Origin of the sequence: Corynebacterium comes (assembly GCF_009734405.1) — a bacterium.
Taxonomy (GTDB): Bacteria; Actinomycetota; Actinomycetes; order Mycobacteriales; family Mycobacteriaceae; genus Corynebacterium; species Corynebacterium comes.
On record NZ_CP046453.1, the window covers coordinates 1,693,413 to 1,712,654 of the forward strand.

Genomic DNA, 19,242 nt, shown 5'->3' on the forward strand with positions numbered 1-19,242 from the left:
CGCTTCCGGGCACCCAGGCGCGCCCGGACGCCCTCCAGGCCCCCGTGTCTAGTGGGTGACCTTGATTTCCGCCTTGGTTCCCGCGATCTCCTCGAGCCCCTGTTCCTCGGCGATGCGCATGGCCTCCTCGATCAGGGTCTCCACGATCTTGGATTCGGGCACGGTCTTGATCACCTCGCCCTTGACGAAGATCTGGCCCTTGCCGTTGCCGGAGGCCACGCCGATGTCCGCGTCCCGGGCCTCGCCGGGGCCGTTGACGACACAGCCCATGACGGCCACCCGCAGCGGGAACTCCATACCCTCCAGACCGGCGGTGACCTCCTCGGCGAGCTTGTACACATCGACCTGGGCGCGGCCGCAGGACGGGCAGGACACGATCTCGAGCTTGCGGGGACGCAGGTTCATCGACTGCAGGATCTGGTCGCCGACCTTGATCTCCTCGACCGGATCGGCCGACAGGGACACGCGGATGGTGTCGCCGATACCCTGCGAGAGGAGGGCGCCGAAGGCGACGGCGGACTTGATGGTGCCCTGGAACTTCGGGCCGGCCTCGGTCACGCCGAGGTGCAGCGGGTAATCACTCTGCTCCGCGAGCTGACGGTAGGCCTCGACCATGATGACCGGGTCGGAGTGCTTGACGGAGATCTTGATGTCACCGAAGCCGTACTCCTCGAACAGTCCGGCCTCCCACAGCGCGGACTCGACGAGCGCCTCCGGGGTGGCCTTGCCGTACTTCTGCATCAGACGCTGGTCCAGGGAGCCGCCGTTGACGCCGATGCGGATCGGGATGCCCGCGTCACCGGCCGCCTTGGCGACCTCCTTGACGCGGCCGTCGAACTCCTTGATGTTGCCCGGGTTCACGCGCACGGCGGCACAGCCGGCGTCGATGGCGGCGAAGATGTACTTCGGCTGGAAGTGGATGTCCGCGATGACCGGGATCGGGGACTTCCTGGCGATGATGGGCAGCGCCTCGGCGTCGATCGTCTTCGGGCAGGCGACGCGCACGATGTCGCAACCCGCGGCGGTCAGCTGCGCGATCTGCTGGAGTGTGGCGTTGATGTCGTGGGTCTTGGTGGTCGTCATGGACTGCACCGAGATCGGGTGCTCCGACCCGACGCCGACGTTGCCGACCATCAACTGGCGGGTTTTCCGGCGCGGCGCCAGGGTGGGCGGCGGGGAGGCCGGGATTCCAAGTCCGATGGAGGTCGACACGTTACTATTTCTCCTCAGGCGTTCGGGTAAAGGGATGATCCTACTCTAGCCGAATAACCTCACAGGATTAACCACGTCAGCGACGATGACCAGCATGCCGATCGTGAGCAGGACGGCTGCCATGGCATAGGTCAGCGGCAGGAGCTTCTCATAGTTCGCGGGTCCCGCCGGGGCGAGGCCGCGCAGGCGGCGGAAGAAGTCCCGGACCTTCTCCCACAGCACCACCGCGATGTGTCCGCCGTCCAGCGGCGGCAGCGGGACGAGGTTGAACAGCGCGAGGAAGAAGTTCAACGAGGCCAGCATCATCCAGAACACGTCCCACAGGGAACGCTCCACCAGTTCGCCGCCCACGCGGGAGGCGCCGACGACGCTCATCGGTCCCTCCATGTCGCGTTCGGCGCCGAAGATCGAGGCGACGACCCCGGGGAGCTTGGCCGGGAAGGACATCAGGCCCTGCACGGTGCCCTCGAGAAGCAGGCCGGTGAAGGCGAAGGTCGCGGGCACCGCCTCGACCGGACCGTAGGACTTCACCGCATTCGTGATGGGTGCACTGCTCAGACCCACGGCCCCGGCCTCGAAGGAGGCGCCTTCCGCGGACAGTCGGGTGACGGGTTCGACCGGCACGGTGATGTCCAGGGTCCGCCCGTCGCGTTCGATGGTGAGTACGACGTCCTCGCCCGGGCGGGAGATCACCGTCTCGCGGACCTGGCGGAAGTCGGCCATCTCCTCGCCGTCGATGGCGAGGATCCGGTCGCCGACCCGCACGCCGGCCGCACCCGCCGGGCCGGTGCCCGTGCACTCCGAGAGGGTCTGTGCGTCGACCTGGTCGGAGACACAGGTGACTTCCCCCACCGTCGGGGTGGTGTCCACGTCCGGGTTGGGCAGTCCGCTGGTCACGGCGATCCCGTACAGGATGATGATGCCCACCAGCACGTTCGTGACCACGCCGCCGGAGAGCACGATGACCCGCTGCCACCACGGCTTGTTCACCATGGCGTGCGGGGCCTCCTCCTCGGTGACCGGATCCTGCGCGGTCATGCCCGCGATGTCGCAGAACCCGCCGAAGGGCAGGGCGGCCACACCGTAGGTGGTGTGGCCGCGCCTGGTCGACCACACGGTCGGACCGAAGCCGATGAAATAACGGCGGACCCGCATCCCGAAGGCACGGGCGGTGAACATGTGGCCCGCCTCATGCAGCGCGATGGTCACCGCGATGCCGAGGGCGAACAGGGCCACGCCGAACAGGTAGGCGCCCACGTATCTCCTCTAGAGCTTGTCGACGATCGCGTTCGCCCGTACCCGGGCCTCACGCTCAACCGCCAGGATGTCGTCGACGGTAGACGGTACACCAGCATAACGGTCGGCCCCCGCGACAACCTCCGCGACGGTGTCGACGATCTGCGGGAACCGGATCCTCCCCTGCAGGAAGGCGGCCGCGGCCTCCTCGTTGGCTGCGTTGTACACCGCCGGGAAGGTACCGCGGCGATGGGCGACGTCGCGGGCGAGCTGGACGGCGGGGAAAGCGATGTCATCAAGCGGCTCGAAACGCCAGTCGTGCGCCTGCGTGAAATCAAGCGCGGGCTGAGCCTCCGGGACCCGGTTCGGCCAGGCCAGGGCCAGGGCGATCGGCAGCTTCATGGACGGGGGCGAGGCCTGCGCGATGGTCGCGCCGTCGGTGAAGGTGACCATGGAGTGGATGATCGACTGAGGGTGGACGGTGACGTCGATACGCTGGGCCGGGATGCCGAAGAGAAGGGTCGCCTCGATGAGTTCGAGACCCTTGTTGATCAGCGTCGCCGAGTTGAGGGTGTTCATCTGCCCCATCGACCACGTCGGGTGTGCGGCGGCCTGCTCCGGGGTGACGTCCCACATCTGCCTGCGGTCCCGTCCGCGGAAAGGGCCGCCGCTGGCGGTCAGCACCAGGCGGTCCACCTCCCGTTCCGTTCCGGACCGGAGGCACTGTGCCATCGCGGAGTGCTCGGAATCCACCGGCACGATCTGTCCTTCGGCCGCGGCCGCCATGACCAGGTCACCGCCGGCGACGAGGGACTCCTTGTTCGCCAGCGCCAGGGTCTGGCCGAGCTCGATCGTGGCCAGGGTGGCCGCCAACCCGAGGGAACCGACCAGAGCATTGAGGACGGTGTCAGCCGGCACCTCCCGGACCAGTCGTTCTGCGGCGTCCGGGCCGGCGATGACCGCGCCCCCCAGCGCACGGCTCACGGTGTACGCGGCCTGCTCGTCGGCCACCGCGACCCGGTCCGGGGCCAGCCCCAGCTGACACGCCTGGGAGACAACGAGGTCCGGGGCCGAACCACCCGCGGCGATGCCGACCACCTCGAACAGGTCGGGATTGGCCAGCACCACCTCCATGGCCTGGGTGCCGATCGATCCTGTCGAGCCGAGGAGGAGAATACGCCTGGGGGAAACACCGGAGATAGTCACGGACCCATTCTGTCACCCGGCGTTTCCCGGGGGTATTCAGTCGCAACCCTGGCAGGTATGTGCAAAGATGTGAAGCAAGTAAATGACGCAGAGACGTGCCCTGCGCCCGGTCCGGGTGCTGCACGTTCATGAGAAGGAGAAGAACGTGGCTGCTTCCCACGAGATCGTGCCTGAGGTTCACAACGGAACCTCCACCCTGGATGTGCCGTCTGCTGCACTCGGTTGGAGCGAGCTGTCCCGCACCACCGTCCAGGTCTCGGGCTGGGTGTGTGTGCTGATCCTGCTGGGTTACAACTTCGGTAACCACGAGGGCCATGTCGAGACCATCTGGCTGCTGACCATCGCGGCCCTGGTCGCCGTCGGACTGCTGATCCACCTCTTCGAGCCGAAGCTCAACCAGGTCCGCACCCTGACCGCGCGCAACCAGCCGATCGGCCACCGCGAGCCGGAGTGGTCCTACGACCAGAAGACCCTGTCGGGCGCCTACTCCGGTCTCACCGACTCCCAGCTGCGTTCCATGAACATCGATCCGGCCCGCGTGCAGCACCTGCGCGAGCTGGACGCCAAGCACGCCAAGCACTAGCAGCGTGCGGAAGTTGACCGCCCTCCCGTTCGGGAGGGCGGTTTCTTCATGCCCGCATCAGTTCACCCAGTGCTCGACCCGGGCGTAGATCTCCGGCATCCGCGCCTCCACCCGACGCACGCTCACCCGCAGGCTGAGCCAGTAGACGGCGGCGGGGATGACCAGGGAGAGAACCAGGCCGAGGAGGACGAGCCAGAGGCGCCCGGCGCCATACCCGAAGGCGATCAGCGCACCGCCCGGGGCGGACGGCACCCAACCCAGCAGGAGCGACGCGAACGCCGCCACGAAGGCAGCCCCGGAGAAGCCGGCCTTGTCCGACCAGGGGCTGGTGCCCGGCCGCGAGGTGGGGAACGGGTTACGGGTGGTCAGGAACAGCGCCAGCGCCGACACGGAGAGGACCACGCCCACCGAAGCGGCGGCGATGAGCAGCGCGATGGTGCGGTTGTCGGTGAGGAGGATGACGGCGGCGTCGAAAAGCAGGAGCAGCGCGATCATCGGCGACAGTGAGGCGAGGTGCCGTGCGAGCAGGATGGTGCGGGCGGGCACCCCGGAGATGATGTGCAGCCAGACGGCCGGGCCGTCGTAGCCGAAGTCGTTGGTGGCCAGGGAGCCGACGACCAGGGCCAGAATGACCATGCCCAGAAGCATCGCGGAATCGTCGACCAGCACGCCCTGCACCAGGAGGACGACGGCGACGACCGGATAGGTGACCAGGCTGCCCAGCATCCGCGGGTCGCGCCGGAAATAGCGCACCGCACGGGAGTAGATCATCGCGGCCGGGGTGTACGGCAGGCCACGGAGAAGCACGGTCTCCTCCTGGTCGGCCGGACCCTTCTCCCCCGCCGTGACCCGCTGCATCGCGTCGAGCGGCGCATCCAGTCGCCGGGTGACCGTGCCCAGCCACCACCGGCCCCCCAGGAAGAACGTGGCCACGACGATACCCAGCCGGGCCAGGGCGGACAGATAATCCGCGTCGATGAGGGAGGCCACCATCGCCGGGGCCGCACCGACAGGGGTCCAGGCGAAGATCCGCCCGATGCGGTCCAGGGGAATGTTCTCCACGCCGTAGGACATGAGGAGGTTGAAGCCGAAGATCATGACCAGGACCAGCACGCCGCTGATGACCGTGGTGCGTTCCGAGGACACCCGGCCGGCCCCCGAACTGACGCTGAGCACCACCTCCCCGAGCAGCAGCGTGAGCGCCAACGCCACCACCATGACCGGAACAACGAGCACAGCAGCCGCGGCATGGCCTGAGTTGAGGAGCAGGATGACAGCGAAGACGGTGGTCAGCGTCGTGGCCACCACCGCGGTGACGCCGCGGCTGTTGAGCAGGGTGGACCAGGCCATCGCCGGCAGCAGCTGCCGGGCGGTGAGTGGCAGGGAGGCGAAGTCGCCGGCGTGCAGATGCGCCTCGCCGGAAGGGATGACCACGGCCACCGCCAGGTAGGCGAGCGTGCCGATCCCCACCACGGCGACCATCCCCCACCACCGGTCGGACGGGGCGAGCAGCCACACCGTCGCCGCGAGACTGACCATGCCCAGCAGCGTGTAGATGCCGATGAGCACGATCATGGTCCACGCCGAGGGATTGCCCTTCATCGTCCGGACCCACAGCGTGCGCTGCAGACGAAGGAGCAGACGGGTGGTCTCACTCATGGTCGACCTCCCCACGCAGCCAGCCGAGCGCGCCCTCCGCCAGCTCTCCCCCACCGACGAAACCGACGAAGGTGTCCACCAGCGAAGACCCCTGACGGACGTCGTCGACGTGTCCGGCGGACAGCACCCGCCCGTGATCGATGATGGCGACATGGTCGCACAGACCCTCCACCAGCTCCATGACGTGCGATGACAACACCACGGTGCCGCCGCGGGCGGCGAAGTCGCGCAGAATCTGCTGGATGAGCCGGCCCGACACCGGATCGACGGCCTCGAGGGGCTCATCGAGGATGAGGATCTCCGGGTTGTGCAGCAGCGCGCCGGCCAGCAGGATCTTCTTGGTCATGCCCGCCGAGTAGTCGACGATGAACTTGCCGCCGGCGTCGGCGAGACCGAGGGCGTCGAGAAGCTCCGTGGACCGGCGCCCCACCTCCCGGGGCTCGATGCCGCGCAACCCGCCGAGGTAGGAGAGGTACTCCCGACCCGAGAGACGGTCGAAGACGGGGACGCCGTCGACGAGCAGACCCATCGCGCGTTTGGCGGGCATCGGGTCAGCCCACACGTCGTGGCCCGCAATCCAGGCCCGCCCCCCGGTTGGGCGCGCCAGCCCCGCCGCCATGGTGATCATGGTGGTTTTGCCGGCGCCGTTCGGACCGACCACGCCGTAGATGGAGCCGCGCGGGATGTCGAGGGAGAGCTTGTCGACGGCCCGTTGCTCCCCGAAGACCTTCGTCAGGTCACGGACGGAGAGCGCCTGGGTTATCGGATCAGGGACGAGGGGAGGCAGGTGAGGAACAGGCATGCCTCCCAAGCTACGCCGTCGATCTGCCCTATCTCTCCTCTGCCGCGAGCTGTCCGCAGGCGGCGGCGATCTCCTGACCGCGGGTGTCACGCACCGTGCACGGCACACCCTGGGCGATGACACGACGGACGAATGATTCCTGGCGCTCCTTCGGGGAGGCGTCCCACTTCGAACCCGGGGTGGGGTTGAGCGGGATGAGGTTGACGTGCACCTTGGGGCCGAGGGCCTTGTGCAGCTTCTTACCCAGCAGGTCGGCGCGCCAGTCCTGGTCGTTGATGTCGCGGATCAGGGCGTACTCGATGGAGACACGACGACCGGACTTCTCCGCGTAGTAGCGGGTGGCGTCGAGCACCTCCTGGATGGAGAAGCGGTTGTTGATCGGCACGAGGGTGTCACGCAGTTCATCGTCCGGGGTGTGCAGGGACACGGCCAGGCGCACGCTCATGTCCTCATCCGCCAACTTGCGGATCGCCGGTGCCAGACCGACCGTGGACACCGTGACGTTGCGCTGCGAGATGCCGAAGCCCTGCGGCGAAGGCTGGGTGATCTGTCGGACGGCGGAGACGACGCGCTTGTAGTTGGCCAGCGGCTCCCCCATGCCCATGAAGACGATGTTGGTCAGGCGTGAACCCTCCGCCTCCATCTCGGCGGCCGCGGCGCGGACCTGATCGACGATCTCCGCGGCGGAGAGGTTACGGTCCAGGCCGGCCTGGCCGGTGGCGCAGAACGGACACGCCATGCCGCAGCCCGCCTGCGAGGAGATGCACAGCGTCGCCCGGTCCGGGTAACGCATGAGCACAGATTCCAGCAGGGTGCTGTCGTTGAGGCGCCAGAGTGATTTGGTGGTGTCACCGTTGTCGGTCCTGATGCTGCGCACCGGGGACAGCAGGGTGGGGAAAAGATCCTTCGCCACCGTCTCGCGGGCGTCTGCCGGCAGGTCGGTCATGGTGGAGGGGTCGGCTTCGAAACGCCCGTAGTAGTGGCGGGCAATCTGGTCGGCACGGAACTTCGGCAGGCCGAGGGCGGTGATGCGCTCGACGCGCTCCTCGGTGGTGAGGTCGGCGAAGTGTGTGGGCGGCATGCCCCTCTTCGGGGCGGAGAACTGGAGGGTCACAGGTTCGGCCATAATAGTTCCCATCCTTGCACGACGGGGGTGGCATCACCCAATTGGTCACCCATTGATCGGCACATCCCGTGGCGAAGGTCGCAGCCACAGCGTTGAATGATGGTATGACACGTTCCAACTCCCAGTACGGGGATGATCCCGTCTACGACACCAACCCCTCAGTCCGCAACGAACCGCCTGCCGCCCACCTCGACGAACACCGGGATATCTACGCCGAGGAACACGGGACGGCCAATCTGCCCGCGACCGTGACAGAACCTGAACATCACAAGGTGAAGCAGGAGAAGGTGGAGAAGCCGAAGGTCCGGGGCTCCGTGGCCAGCGGCACCTGGGCCGCGCTGATCATCGGCGCGCTGCTGCTCATCGGTCTGCTGGTGTTCATCCTGCAGAACCAGCAACAGGTTCAACTCAACCTGTTCGCGTGGACCTTCCAGTTCCCGATCGGCATCGGCTTCCTCTTCGCCGCGATCACCGGCGCGCTGATCATGGCACTGGTCGGTGCCGTGCGGATGCTGGAGCTGCGCCGTCAGGTGCGGAAAACGCGGAAGGGCTAACTACCCAGCAGGCTGAGCACCAGCCAGGTCACCATCGCCGAAGGCAGCATGCCGTCGAGCCGGTCCATGAGACCACCGTGGGCCGGGAGCAGGGTGGACATGTCCTTGATGCCCAGCTCGCGTTTGAACTGGGACTCCACCAGGTCGCCGAGCGTCGCACAGACAACCAGGCCGACGCCCATGAAGGCACCGACCCACCACTCGTGCTGCAGGAGCAGGGCAACGGTCAGCGCGCCCGTGACGGAACCGCCGACGACGGAACCCGCGAAGCCCTCCCAGGATTTCTTCGGGCTCACCGCCGGGGCCATGGGGTGTGACCCGAACATCACTCCGGCGATGAAACCACCTGTGTCCGAGGCCACCACGCACAGCATGAACGTGATGATGTACAAACCCCCGGGCACCCCGTCGGAGGCGATGAGGGAGAGCATCGCCGCGAAGGAGGCGAAAAGCGGGATCCACGTGAGGACGAAGATCGCCATCGAGGTGTCCCGCAGATAGTTCTGCGGTGCCGTGGTGCGACCGTGATAGAAGAGACGGCCGAACATCGCGCCCAGCACCGCCGTCACATACGCCGCCACCAGCCCTTTCGTGCCGAAGGGCCAGGACATCCACACCATGAGCTGCCCCAGCAGGATCATCGGCAGCAGGGGGATCTGGTAGGACCGTTCCCGCAACCGGGAAATGACCTCCCACGTCGCCACGGCCACCGCAGCAGCCACGAGCGGGTACCAGCCCACCGGGCCGATCCACACCGCCAGAAGAACCAGTGTCCCCAGGATCGCGCCGACGGCGATGGCAACCGGCAGGTTACGACCGGGGTTGTTCTTCGGTTTCGGCAGGTGACCCGCCGGAGCAAGGCGCCTTGCGTCGCTCACCTGGAGCCTCCTGGATGATGTGGAAAAGGGGGGAATTCGGGAAACAGCGGAGGACTAGACCTCCATCAGTTCCGCTTCCTTACGGGTGACCAGCTCGTCGACCTGCGCGACGTAACCCTGGGTGATCTTGTCCAGCTCCTTCTCCGCGGTCTGGACCTCGTCCTCGCCGACGTCGCCATCCTTCTGGAGCTTCTTCAGCTGCTCCATCCCCTTACGGCGGATGTTGCGGATGGCGATCTTGCCGTCCTCCCCCTTGCCCTTGGCCATCTTCGCCATGTCACGGCGACGCTCCTCGGTCAGCTGCGGAATGCTCACGCGCAGAACCTGGCCGTCGTTGGTCGGGTTGACACCCAGATCCGAGTTACGGATGGCTTTCTCGATATCGTTCATCAGGCCCATCTCGTAGGGCTTGATGATGAGCATGCGCGGCTCCGGCACCGAAATGGTCGCCATCTGGGTGATCGGCGTGGGCGAACCGTAATACTCGGCGACGATGCCGTTGAACATGGCAGGGTTGGCGCGTCCCGTACGGATCGTGGTCAGGTCCTCGCGGGTGTGCTCAACCGAGTTGGACATGCGTTCCTCGGACTCGAGGAGGATCTCGTCGATCATGAGGTATTTCCTTTTCTGTTGTCGGTGCCTTGTGACGCGCCTGCAAATTCTGCGCAGGGGTAATCCTGCATCAATCTACCAGGACAGGGACGAACGCCCCTAGGACTTGACCAGCGTGCCGATCTGCTCACCGGCGACCGCACGGGCAATGTTGCCCTCGGTGAGCAGGTTGAACACCAGGATGGGCATGTCGTTGTCCATGCACAGGGAGAAGGCGGTGGCGTCCGCGACCTTCAGGCCCTTCTCGATGACCTCGCGCGGGGTGATCTCCGTGTACAGCTCGGCCTCCGGGTTGGTGCGGGGATCGTCCGAGTAGACGCCGTCCACGCCCTTGGCCAGGAACAGGACGTCGCAGCCGATCTCCAGCGCACGCTGTGCGGCGGTGGTGTCGGTGGAGAAGTAGGGCATACCCATGCCTGCGCCGAAGATGACCACGCGGCCCTTCTCCAGGTGGCGGGAGGCGCGCAGCGGAAGGTAGGGCTCGGCCACCTGTGCCATGTTGATGGCGGTCTGGACCCGGCAGTCGATGCCCTGCTGATGCAGGAAGTCCTGGAGAGCCAGACAGTTCATCACCGTGCCGAGCATGCCCATGTAGTCGGAGCGGGCGCGGTCCATGCCGCGCTGCTGGAGCTCCGCACCGCGGAAGAAGTTGCCGCCGCCGATGACCACGGCGATCTCGGCGCCCGTGCGGGCGACCTCGGCGATCTGGCGGGCGACGTTCTCGACCACATCCGGGTCGATGCCGACAGTGCCGCCGCCGAACATCTCACCCCCCAGCTTCAGCATGACTCGCTTGTAGCTGGTCCTCTTGGGGGTGGTGCTTTCAGCGGTGGTCACCGTGGATTCTCCTTTGGGTGGGGCGAGGGTCGATTGAACCGGATCCATCCTATCCCCTAGGCCCCCTCACCCGGTATTCATGAGAGGCCCGGGACATGCGGAAACCGCCGCGCTCCCCTGGTTCGGGGAGACACGGCGGTCACCTGTTGAAGCGTGAGGCGGCTTCAGGCTGCTTAGGCCTGGCCGACCTCGAAGCGGCGGAAACCGGTCAGGGTGACGCCTGCGTCATCCATGACCTGCTTGACGCTCTTCTTGGAGTCGGCGACAGAGGCCTGCTCCAGAAGGACGACATCCTTGTAGAAACCGTTGAGACGACCCTCGACGATCTTCGGGATGGCCTGCTCCGGCTTCCCCTCCTCGCGGGTGATCTGCTCGGCGATGGAGCGCTCCTTCTCGACGACCTCGGCCGGGACGTCCTCGCGGGTCAGGTAACCGGCCTTCAGGGCGGCAACCTGCATGGCTGCGGCCTTGGCGGCGGTCTCTGCCTCTGCACCTTCGCCGGTGTAGGCGACCAGGACGCCGACTGCCGGGGGCAGGTCGGCGGAACGCTGGTGCAGGTAAACCGCGACCTTGTCACCGTCGATGGTGGTGGCGCGACGCAGCTCGAGCTTCTCACCGATCTTGGCGGAAAGCTCCTGGATCACGTCGCCGGCAGGCTGGCCGTCGACGTCAGCGGCGGCGAGTTCCTCCGGGGAGTTGGCCTTGGCTGCGGCGGCGGCCCGGGCGATCGTCGCTGCGATCTCCTTGAACTCGGCGTTCTTGGCGACGAAGTCGGTCTCGGAGTTGATCTCCACCATGGTGTTGCCGGAGACGGCGATCAGGCCCTCAGAGGCGCTGCGCTCGGCGCGCTTTCCGACGTCCTTGGCGCCCTGGACGCGCAGGATCTCGATGGCCTTGTCGAAGTCGCCTGCGGATTCCTCCAGCGCCTTCTTGCAGTCCATCATGCCGGAGCCGGTGATCTCGCGGAGCTTCTTGACGTCTGCAGCAGTGTAGTTCGCCATAGTCTGGGCGATCCTCCTCATATCGGAACGGTTTTCGTTCACAGAGCGTAGTCGATGGTTTAGGCCCCCGCCGCGTGCACGACCGGCGGGGGCCTAAAGTTCAGGCCTCGGCCTGATTTAGTTCTCGGTGCTCTCAGCAGCCGGAGCCTCAGTGGTCTCGGCAGCTTCAGCAGCCGGAGCCTCAGTGGTCTCGGTGGCCGGAGCTTCAGCAGCCTCGGCAGCGGGAGCCTCGGTGGCCTCAGCGGCAGCAGCCTCGGCGGCCTTCTCGGCGTCAGCCGCGGCCTTCTCCTCGGTGTCACCGGCGGCATCCTTGGAAGCGGCCAGAGCGCGCTCCTCGCGAGCCTGCTTGCCCTGCTCCACCGCGGTGGAGATCACGCGGGACAGCAGAGCGGTGGAGCGGATGGCGTCATCGTTGCCCGGCACCGGCCAGTCGACGACGTCCGGATCACAGTTGGTGTCCAGGATGGCGACGACCGGAATGTTGAGCTTGTGAGCCTCGCTGACCGCGATGTGCTCCTTGTTGGTGTCGATCACCCAGAGAGCGGAGGGGATGCGGCTCATCTCGGCGATGCCGCCCAGGACGCGCTCCAGCTTGGTGCGCTCGCGGGTGAGCATGAGGATTTCCTTCTTGTTGCGACCCTCATAGCCGTCCTCGGCGGCGTCCATGGCCTGGAGCTCCTTGAGGCGGTGCAGACGCTTGGAGACAGTCTGGAAGTTGGTGAGCATGCCGCCGAGCCAACGGTGGTTGACGTAGGGCATACCGACGCGCTCGGCCTCAGTCTGCACGGCCTCCTGGGCCTGCTTCTTGGTGCCGACGAACATGATGGTGCCGCCGTGGGCGACGGTCTCCTTGACGAACTCGAACGCTGCGTCGATGAAGGTCAGGGTCTGCTGCAGGTCGATGATGTAGATACCGTTGCGGTCCGTGAAGATGAAACGACGCATCTTCGGGTTCCAACGACGGGTCTGGTGGCCAAAGTGCACACCAGCATCGAGAAGTTCGCGCATGGTAACGACAGCCATGTCACGCTCGCTTTCTTGTAGTTTCGGTTTTCATGTGTTGACGTGCAGGTTTTTGTCCTGCACCCTAGCGACGTGGCCACGCCGACACCCGGATACCCGGGACCAGGTCGACGTCGGTTTTCCCCGCCGCGCGTAGTCAGCGCATCGTATGAGGACACACTGCTGTCGCCCAGCTTAGCCCTCTGCGGCACGCTCACCAAAACGAAACCCGGGGCTTCTCCACAGGCCCGCCACACCCGTCACACCATCCACAGCCCGGCGCTTCCCGACACCCCCTCCGCCCCGGCCTCTCCTAGCATCTGCAGGCATGCGCCGACCCCTGGCAGTCCTCGCCTCACTGCTCCTGACTGTGACGCCCGTCGCCGAGGCCTACGTCTCCCCCACCACCGGCGCGCCGGCGGCTACCGGAGTGCTGCGTGCCTTCGACAAACCGGCACACAACTGGCTGCCCGGACACCGCGGGGTCGACCTGGCGCTGGGCGTCGGCTCGCCGGTGCTCGCCGCCGGGGAGGGAGTGGTTGTCTTCGCCGGCGTGGTAGCGGGCACCCCCACCGTCTCCATCGATCATGCGGACGGCATCCGCACCACCTATCAACCCGTCCACGCCCGGGTCGCCGGGGGCGACGAGGTGGCCGGGGGCGAGGTGATCGGCCTGCTCGGATATCCGGGCGACGGCTGGCCGGGACTCCACTGGGGCGCCCGCGCCGGCCCGTCCGACTACCTCAATCCCCTCTCGCTCCTGGCTGCCCCCACCATCCGCCTCAAACCCAACCCCTGAACCGCTCAGGCCCGGGGATGCGCCCGGCTGTAGACCTCCTTGAGGCGTTCCGCGGAGACGTGCGTGTAGATCTGCGTCGTCTGCAGTGAGGAGTGCCCCAGCATCTCCTGCACGACACGGAGGTCGGCCCCTCCCTCGAGCAGGTGGGTCGCCGCGGTGTGTCGCAACCCGTGCGGACTGATCCGCTGGCCGGTGACCCGGCCCGCCTTCTCGACGATCCTCCGCACCTGACGGGGGTCGATCCGCCCGCCGCGGACGCCGACGAACAGTGCCGGGGTGTCCCCTGCCATCGTGGGCCGCCCGCTGTGCAGCCACTGCTGCACGGCGTCGGCCGCCGCCCTCCCGAAGGGGACGACCCGTTCCTTGTCGCCCTTGCCCCGCACACGAACCGTGTTTCGGGTCAGGTCCAGGTCCTTGACGTTGATCCCGGTGAGCTCCGCAACCCGCACTCCGGTGGCGTAGAGCAGCTCGAGCATGGCCGTGTCCCGGAGGAACTCGGTCTCGTCCCGGGAGGCGGCATTGCCCACGAACTCGCCGGCCTTCCTGACGTTGAGCACCTGAGGAAGCGGCCGGTTCACCTTCGGTGTGACCAGGCGGGCGGCGACGTCCGTGTCAATGTGCCCCTGCTTCAACGCCCAGCTGGAGAAGCCGCGCAAAGAGGCGGTGCGGCGTGCGATCGTGGCCCGGGACTTCCCCTCCGAGACGGCCAGCGCCAGCCAGGCGCGCAGCGCGGGAAGGGTGAAGTGGCGGAAGGTGGGCACGTGTGCCGCCAGGTCGAGCAGGTCGGATCGGTAGCCCCGCACCGTCGCCGCAGAACGGCCCAGAACCAGCCGGGAGTGGTCGGCGAAGTCCTCGACCGCCTCCTCCAGCTGGGACTTATGTGCACTCATGGTGCACAAGTCTATCCCTGTGGCGCCGCCATTCGCGACCAGGCGGTGCCATCCCGGTGGACGATGCCCCGGCGTGCCAGATCCATGAGCAGGTGCACGGTGAGCGGTACCGGCAGTCCCGCGGTCCCCGAAATATCCTGCGCGGTGGACCCACCCGGTGCGCAGGCGTCGAAGACACGGAGCTCATTGCGTGTCAGCGACTGCACCGGGGTTGCGGCGAACGCCAGCTCATACTGCTCGGCGATGTCGAGGGCGCCGACGGCACCCAGGAGGGCACGGACGTCGTCGGCGCCGGTGACCAGTTGGGCACGACCATCCTTGATCCGTTCGTGGCAGCCGAGCGACCCCGCCGAGGTGATCGGGCCCGGCACGGCCATGGTCACCCGGCCGAGCCCCTCCGCCCAGCTCAAGGTGTTGAGTGCACCCGAGCGCCAGGCGGCCTCGACGATGACGGTTCCTGCCGTCAGCGCCGCGACGAGCCGGTTGCGGGTGAGGAAGCGGTGACGTTGCGGGGATGTGCCCGGGGGATACTCGCTGACCACGCACCCCTGCCCCGCGACCCGGTCCAGCAGTGCGGCGTTCCTGGCCGGGTACGTCCGGTCGATGCCGCACGCCGCCACCGCGAGGGTGAGTCCACCGGCGGCCAGGGCCGCTTCGTGTGCCACCGTGTCGACGCCCAGCGCGCCCCCGGAAACGATGGTCCATTGATGGGTGGCCAGCCCTGTGGCGATCTGGCGGGTGGCCTCATGGCCGTAGCGGGTGGCGGCTCGGGTGCCCACCACCGCCACCGACTGCGCCACCGCCTGGTTGAGCGGGGCGCCCCGGACCCACAGGGCATGAGGTGGGACGGCGTCCGCCTGGTAGCTGCGGACATGCTCGCTGCGTCCCGTGGCGGCGAATCCGAAGGCCAGGTCGAGCTCCTCCCGGGGCCATTCCCCGGATTCCGGGGTGATCAGGCGGGCGCCGACGGCCGCGGCCTCGGCGAGATCCTGTTCGGCACGGTCCCAGCCGTGGCGGGCGGCGGTCTGGGGTTCCAGCTCTCCGAGCCAGCTGGCGCGGGTGCGCACGCCGTGGGCGATCTCCTCGGCGTCACGGCCGGCGCCGAGCAGCAGCTGAAGCGGGCGGCTGGGGCCTTCGACGACGCGGTTGAGGTAGGCCCAGGACTTCAGGCTCATGCTCCCTCCCGCAGGTCCAGCGCGCGGGCGACGTGCCCGAGGTCGGGACTGACGGCGCCGTCGAGGTCGGCGAGGGTCCAGGCGAGTTTCAGGGAGCGGTCGACACCGCGTTGGGTGAGGCCGCCGTCGGAGAGCAGGGCCCCGAGCATCGCCATGCCGGCCTCATCCGCGGGGTGATGCCGACGCAGTTCGTGGGGATCCATCATCGCGTTGGTCATTCTCCACCGCGCCTGCGCGCGCTCGCGGGCCTGTGCCACGCGCTCGGCGATACGGCTCGACGGTTCATCGTCCCCGGTGCCCAGGACGGCACCCGTGGCGGAGGTGGTGGCGACGATGTCCAGGCGGTCGCGCAACGGCCCGGAGATGTTTCCCAGGTAGGTGGACCGGTCGCGGGACCGGCACCGGCAGCGGGCGGGGTCCTCCGCCGCGCACCGGCACGGGTTGGCGGCGAGGATGAGCTGCAGGCGGGCGGGGAATATCACCTCCCGGCGCGCCCGGATGAGCCGGATGTGGCCGTCCTCGAGCGGGGTACGCAGACCGTCGAGAATGGCGGCCGGTATCTCGGAGACCTCGTCGAGGAAGAGCACCCCGTGATGGGCGAGGCTCACCGCCCCCGGGCGCGGCACCCCGGAACCGCCGCCGAGGAGTGCCGCCCGGGTGATGGAGTGGTGCGGGTCGATGAAGGGCGCCTGCGTCATCACCTGCCCGCGGCCCGCCACGGAATGCACCGCGGTGGCCTCCAGCGACTGGGCAGGTGTCAGCGGGGGCAGGATGCCCGGGAGCCGGGCGGCGATCATGGACTTGCCCGATCCGGGCGGGCCGAGCAGCAGCATGTGGTGTCCCCCGGCGGCCGCCACTTCGGCGGCGAGCCTCGCTTCGGGTTGTCCGGCCAGGTCGGCGAAGTCGGGGACCTTGCGGCACCGGGCAGGCACCGACCCCGTTGCCCGGGGCAGTCCCGCCGCCCCGGTGGCCCAGTTCCAGGCCTCGACCAGCGTCGCCGCCGTATGGACGACCAGCCCCTCCACGAGCGTGGCCTCATCCGCGTTCCCGGGCGGGATGACGGCGTGGGTGAAGCCGTGTTGGCGGGCCGCCAGCAGCGCGGGCAGTACCCCGGAAACGGAACGGACGGTGCCGTCGAGTCCGAGTTCACCGACCAGCACGGACTCAAGCAGGCGATCCCGCGTCTCCGGGGCCCCGGCGGCGAGCACCGCGACGGCGGTGGGGAGGTCGAAGTGGGAACCGGACTTGCGTAGCGAGGCGGGCGACATGGACACCACGATCTTCGTCTTCGGCCAGCTGAGGGAGGAATTGGCCACGGCGGTCCGGATCCGGTCGCGGGACTCCGTGACGGCCGCGTCCCCCAGCCCGACCATGTGTATCCCGGGCAGGCCGGGACCGACGTTCGCCTCGACGGTGACGATCCGGGCGCTGACCCCCTCCAGGGCGATGGTGTGGGTTCTACCGAGCGCCATGCTCGACCCCCTCGTAGACCTCGACGTCGAAGCCGCGGCCGGCGGCGGTGAGCACGACGACGTCGAAACGCACAGCCACCCCGGGCCTGCCCGCCAACCAGCGGGCGGCGGCCCGGCGCAGGCGGGCGAGCTTCCGTCCGGTCACGGCCTCCGCTCCCCCGAAACCGGGGCCCGAGCGGGTCTTCACCTCGATGAAGACGATCGTGCCGTCCTTCTCCCGGGCGATGAGGTCGAGCTCGCCTACGGGATAGGAGACGTTGCGGTCGACGATCTCCGCCCCGCGCCGACGGTAGAGTTCGGCGACGCGCTCCTCCCCCAGCCGACCCAGTCTGGTACGGCGACGGTGCATCGATGCGGTCATGTGGTTCCCCCTGATCAGATGACGGTGCTGTTCCCTCTCACCATCACTGCAGGAGCGCAGGCGCGCCAGTACCGGAAACCGGGAAGAGCCGCGATCTGTGGATAACCCAGGTTATCCACAGACGCGGCTCTTTCACACTTGACAGGAGCGCAGAATGCTACTCCGGCAGGATCAGGTCCGGCTTGTCCAGTTCCTCGATGTTGACGTCCTTGTAGGTGATCACCCGGACGTAACGCACGAAGCGGGCGGAGCGGTACATGTCCCATACCCAGGCGTCCGACATACGCACCTCGTAGTAGACGTCGCGGCCTTCAGTGTGCGGAATCAGCTCCACGGCGTTGGCCAGGTAGAAGCGGCGTTCGGTCTCCACGACATAGGAGAACTGGCTGACCACGTCCCGGTACTCGCGGTAGAGGGAAAGTTCAACCTCTGCCTCGTAGTTGTCGAGTTCCTCAGCACTCATGATCCGCCTCCTGCGCGTTCAGCCATTCGTCGTGGGCCTTCACGACGTTGGCATAAGTGTATCGGTGCTCACGCGTCGCGCCGTGCTGACGCACCGCAGCCATGTGGGCCTTCGTAGAGTAGCCCTTGTGCGAGGCCAGCCCGTATCCCGGGTAGTACCCGTCCATCGTGACCATGAGCCGGTCACGGGTGACCTTCGCCAGCACACTGGCCGCCGAGATGCACCGCATGGCGGCGTCCCCGCCGATCACCGGCAGATGCGGGACCACCAGGCCGGGGATGCGCCATGCGTCGGTGAGGACGTAGCCGGGCCGGACGTCGAGCGTCGCCACCGCCCTACGCATCCCGGAAATGTTCGCGTGCTGGATCCCGCGGGCGTCGATGTACGTGGCGGAGACGGTGACCACGGACCAGGACACGGCGGCGTCGATGATCAGCGGGAAAAGCTTCTCGCGGAGTGCGGGGGTGAGTTTCTTCGAGTCGGTCAGCCGTTCCAGGCCGGGAAGCTCCCCGTCGGGGAGAACGCATGCCGCGACCGTCATCGGTCCGCAGCAGGCGCCACGCCCGGCCTCGTCGACGCCCGCCACAGGGCCCAGACCGTGGGCGGAGAGCAGTTCCTCCGGTCGCACTACTGCTGAATCGCCGGGTCCTCGACGCCACCGATGCGGTTGAACGGGAAGATGATGGCCTGTACCTTGCCGCGGATGTTCTCCTCCGGGATGGTGCCCTGGTACTCATCGCCGATGTGCGCGCGGGAGTCGGCGGAGTTGGTGCGGTTGTCGCCCATCATGAAGTAGTTGTCCTCGGGCACGGTCAGCGGGCCGAAGTAGGGCCCGCCACAGGCCTGGGAACCGGTCTCCGGATCGATGGGGTAGGCCGGCGGATCCAGGGTGTAGGACTGATCGATCGGCGCATCGTCCACCATTACCGCCGGGTCGCCGTCCTGACAGGACACCGTCTGCCCACCGGTGGCCACGATACGCTTGACCAGGTCATTCTCATCCGGGGCGACAAGCCCGATGTAGGAACCGAAGTTCTGCATGCTGCGGACGACGTCGTTCTCCGAGCGCTGGGAGACGAAGCCCTGGTTCCACGAGTCGGTGCCCTTGAACACCACCACGTCACCCGCCTCCGGCTCGCCGAAGCGGTAGCCGATCTTGTCCACGAAGATGCGGTCGCCCGTGCAGCCGGCGCAGCCGTGCAGGGTGGGTTCCATCGACTGCGAGGGGATCATGTAGACCCGTCCGATGAAGGTCTGGAGAAGGAAGATCGCCAGCAGCGTCAGCACGATGACCACCGGAATCTCGATGTACCAGGGCGCTGTCTTCTTCTCCGTGTCACTCACGAGTTCAGAGCATAGCAGCAGGCAACCCTC

Annotated in this window: 21 protein-coding genes; 3 read left to right on the top strand and 18 right to left on the bottom strand. The window is 67.5% G+C overall.

Going from position 1 to position 19,242, the window contains the following annotated elements:
* Positions 1-48: 48 nt before the first annotated feature.
* Genes ispG through dxr form a run of 3 tightly spaced genes read right to left on the bottom strand, consistent with a single transcriptional unit; the run spans position 49 to position 3,648 of the window.
* Positions 49-1,212 (bottom strand): flavodoxin-dependent (E)-4-hydroxy-3-methylbut-2-enyl-diphosphate synthase, encoded by a 1,164-nt coding sequence (gene ispG / locus CETAM_RS08160; protein WP_156228399.1) that lies wholly within the window; start codon positions 1,210-1,212, stop codon positions 49-51.
* A gap of 45 nt (positions 1,213-1,257) precedes the next feature.
* The gene (locus CETAM_RS08165; RefSeq protein WP_156228400.1) at positions 1,258-2,469 is read right to left on the bottom strand and encodes a M50 family metallopeptidase; all 1,212 of its coding nucleotides are present in this window, start codon (positions 2,467-2,469) and stop codon (positions 1,258-1,260) included.
* Between the two features lie 9 nt (positions 2,470-2,478).
* A complete protein-coding gene (gene dxr, locus CETAM_RS08170; RefSeq protein ID WP_156229442.1) occupies positions 2,479-3,648 on the bottom strand; it encodes a 1-deoxy-D-xylulose-5-phosphate reductoisomerase in 1,170 nt (389 codons plus the stop codon).
* A gap of 88 nt (positions 3,649-3,736) precedes the next feature.
* Here dxr and CETAM_RS08175 point away from each other — a divergent pair, with 88 nt between their 5' ends.
* Positions 3,737-4,237: a DUF2631 domain-containing protein gene (locus tag CETAM_RS08175; protein ID WP_156228401.1), complete on the top strand. Its 501-nt coding sequence runs from the start codon at positions 3,737-3,739 to the stop codon at positions 4,235-4,237.
* Between the two features lie 57 nt (positions 4,238-4,294).
* Here the strand turns inward: CETAM_RS08175 and CETAM_RS08180 are convergent, their stop codons facing one another.
* The 3 genes from CETAM_RS08180 to rlmN are packed head-to-tail and all read right to left on the bottom strand — an operon-like array spanning position 4,295 to position 7,824.
* A complete protein-coding gene (locus CETAM_RS08180) occupies positions 4,295-5,896 on the bottom strand; it encodes a hypothetical protein (RefSeq protein ID WP_156228402.1) in 1,602 nt (533 codons plus the stop codon).
* Positions 5,889-6,698, bottom strand: coding sequence for an ABC transporter ATP-binding protein (locus tag CETAM_RS08185; RefSeq protein WP_156228403.1), 810 nt, complete (start codon positions 6,696-6,698; stop codon positions 5,889-5,891). The genes CETAM_RS08180 and CETAM_RS08185 overlap by 8 nt, the downstream gene beginning before the upstream one ends.
* A 28-nt stretch (positions 6,699-6,726) precedes the next feature.
* Positions 6,727-7,824: a 23S rRNA (adenine(2503)-C(2))-methyltransferase RlmN gene (rlmN, locus tag CETAM_RS08190; RefSeq protein ID WP_156228404.1), complete on the bottom strand. Its 1,098-nt coding sequence runs from the start codon at positions 7,822-7,824 to the stop codon at positions 6,727-6,729.
* Positions 7,825-7,928: 104 nt separating this feature from the next.
* On the opposite strand from rlmN, the gene CETAM_RS08195 reads away from it, so the two are divergent.
* Entirely contained in the window at positions 7,929-8,378 is a 450-nt protein-coding gene (locus CETAM_RS08195) for a LapA family protein (RefSeq protein WP_156228405.1), read from the top strand.
* On the opposite strand, the gene CETAM_RS08200 is transcribed toward CETAM_RS08195, so the two are convergent.
* From CETAM_RS08200 to rpsB, 5 genes are all read right to left on the bottom strand, one after another.
* A complete protein-coding gene (locus CETAM_RS08200) occupies positions 8,375-9,256 on the bottom strand; it encodes a phosphatidate cytidylyltransferase (protein WP_231587402.1) in 882 nt (293 codons plus the stop codon). The two genes, CETAM_RS08195 and CETAM_RS08200, sit on opposite strands and share 4 nt — an antisense overlap.
* 54 nt (positions 9,257-9,310) lie before the next feature.
* Positions 9,311-9,868, bottom strand: a complete 558-nt coding sequence (frr, locus tag CETAM_RS08205) for a ribosome recycling factor (protein ID WP_156228406.1) — start codon at positions 9,866-9,868, stop codon at positions 9,311-9,313.
* 99 nt (positions 9,869-9,967) lie between these two features.
* Positions 9,968-10,654, bottom strand: coding sequence for a UMP kinase (pyrH, locus tag CETAM_RS08210; protein ID WP_231587647.1), 687 nt, complete (start codon positions 10,652-10,654; stop codon positions 9,968-9,970).
* 224 nt (positions 10,655-10,878) lie between these two features.
* On the bottom strand, positions 10,879-11,706 hold the full coding sequence (tsf, locus tag CETAM_RS08215; RefSeq protein WP_156228408.1) for a translation elongation factor Ts: 828 nt from the start codon (positions 11,704-11,706) through the stop codon (positions 10,879-10,881).
* 117 nt (positions 11,707-11,823) lie between these two features.
* Positions 11,824-12,729, bottom strand: coding sequence for a 30S ribosomal protein S2 (gene rpsB, locus CETAM_RS08220; protein WP_156228409.1), 906 nt, complete (start codon positions 12,727-12,729; stop codon positions 11,824-11,826).
* Positions 12,730-13,036: 307 nt separating this feature from the next.
* On the opposite strand from rpsB, the gene CETAM_RS08225 reads away from it, so the two are divergent.
* Entirely contained in the window at positions 13,037-13,507 is a 471-nt protein-coding gene (locus CETAM_RS08225) for a M23 family metallopeptidase (RefSeq protein ID WP_156228410.1), read from the top strand.
* Positions 13,508-13,512: 5 nt separating this feature from the next.
* On the opposite strand, the gene CETAM_RS08230 is transcribed toward CETAM_RS08225, so the two are convergent.
* The 7 genes from CETAM_RS08230 to lepB all read right to left on the bottom strand — a co-directional run bounded on the left by CETAM_RS08230 (position 13,513) and on the right by lepB (position 19,212).
* The gene (locus CETAM_RS08230; RefSeq protein WP_156228411.1) at positions 13,513-14,397 is read right to left on the bottom strand and encodes a tyrosine recombinase XerC; all 885 of its coding nucleotides are present in this window, start codon (positions 14,395-14,397) and stop codon (positions 13,513-13,515) included.
* An 11-nt stretch (positions 14,398-14,408) separates the two neighbouring features.
* A complete protein-coding gene (gene dprA, locus CETAM_RS08235) occupies positions 14,409-15,572 on the bottom strand; it encodes a DNA-processing protein DprA (RefSeq protein WP_156228412.1) in 1,164 nt (387 codons plus the stop codon).
* Entirely contained in the window at positions 15,569-17,044 is a 1,476-nt protein-coding gene (locus CETAM_RS08240; protein ID WP_156228413.1) for a YifB family Mg chelatase-like AAA ATPase, read from the bottom strand. The genes dprA and CETAM_RS08240 overlap by 4 nt, the downstream gene beginning before the upstream one ends.
* Positions 17,031-17,405 (bottom strand): YraN family protein, encoded by a 375-nt coding sequence (locus tag CETAM_RS08245; RefSeq protein ID WP_231587404.1) that lies wholly within the window; start codon positions 17,403-17,405, stop codon positions 17,031-17,033. Before CETAM_RS08245 ends, CETAM_RS08240 begins: the two co-directional genes overlap by 14 nt.
* 157 nt (positions 17,406-17,562) lie before the next feature.
* Positions 17,563-17,868: a DUF2469 domain-containing protein gene (locus tag CETAM_RS08250; RefSeq protein WP_042621676.1), complete on the bottom strand. Its 306-nt coding sequence runs from the start codon at positions 17,866-17,868 to the stop codon at positions 17,563-17,565.
* Positions 17,858-18,496 carry a ribonuclease HII gene (locus CETAM_RS08255; protein ID WP_156228414.1) on the bottom strand — a complete coding sequence of 213 codons (639 nt, stop codon included), beginning with the start codon at positions 18,494-18,496 and terminating at the stop codon, positions 17,858-17,860. Before CETAM_RS08255 ends, CETAM_RS08250 begins: the two co-directional genes overlap by 11 nt.
* Complete coding sequence (gene lepB, locus CETAM_RS08260; RefSeq protein ID WP_231587405.1) at positions 18,496-19,212, bottom strand: signal peptidase I; 717 nt, start codon at positions 19,210-19,212, stop codon at positions 18,496-18,498. The genes CETAM_RS08255 and lepB overlap by 1 nt, the downstream gene beginning before the upstream one ends.
* Between the last annotated feature and the right edge of the window lie 30 nt (positions 19,213-19,242).

Coding starts and splice junctions, on each gene's coding strand:
- CETAM_RS08175 (WP_156228401.1), top strand. CDS start 3,737: ATGACGCAGAGACGTGCCCTGCGCCCGGTCCGGGTGCTGCACGTTCAT.
- CETAM_RS08180 (WP_156228402.1), bottom strand. CDS start 5,896: ATGAGTGAGACCACCCGTCTGCTCCTTCGTCTGCAGCGCACGCTGTGG.
- CETAM_RS08185 (WP_156228403.1), bottom strand. CDS start 6,698: ATGCCTGTTCCTCACCTGCCTCCCCTCGTCCCTGATCCGATAACCCAG.
- rlmN (WP_156228404.1), bottom strand. CDS start 7,824: ATGGCCGAACCTGTGACCCTCCAGTTCTCCGCCCCGAAGAGGGGCATG.
- CETAM_RS08195 (WP_156228405.1), top strand. CDS start 7,929: ATGACACGTTCCAACTCCCAGTACGGGGATGATCCCGTCTACGACACC.
- frr (WP_156228406.1), bottom strand. CDS start 9,868: ATGATCGACGAGATCCTCCTCGAGTCCGAGGAACGCATGTCCAACTCG.
- pyrH (WP_231587647.1), bottom strand. CDS start 10,654: ATGCTGAAGCTGGGGGGTGAGATGTTCGGCGGCGGCACTGTCGGCATC.
- tsf (WP_156228408.1), bottom strand. CDS start 11,706: ATGGCGAACTACACTGCTGCAGACGTCAAGAAGCTCCGCGAGATCACC.
- rpsB (WP_156228409.1), bottom strand. CDS start 12,729: ATGGCTGTCGTTACCATGCGCGAACTTCTCGATGCTGGTGTGCACTTT.
- CETAM_RS08225 (WP_156228410.1), top strand. CDS start 13,037: ATGCGCCGACCCCTGGCAGTCCTCGCCTCACTGCTCCTGACTGTGACG.
- CETAM_RS08230 (WP_156228411.1), bottom strand. CDS start 14,397: ATGAGTGCACATAAGTCCCAGCTGGAGGAGGCGGTCGAGGACTTCGCC.
- dprA (WP_156228412.1), bottom strand. CDS start 15,572: ATGAGCCTGAAGTCCTGGGCCTACCTCAACCGCGTCGTCGAAGGCCCC.
- CETAM_RS08240 (WP_156228413.1), bottom strand. CDS start 17,044: ATGGCGCTCGGTAGAACCCACACCATCGCCCTGGAGGGGGTCAGCGCC.
- CETAM_RS08245 (WP_231587404.1), bottom strand. CDS start 17,405: ATGACCGCATCGATGCACCGTCGCCGTACCAGACTGGGTCGGCTGGGG.
- CETAM_RS08250 (WP_042621676.1), bottom strand. CDS start 17,868: ATGAGTGCTGAGGAACTCGACAACTACGAGGCAGAGGTTGAACTTTCC.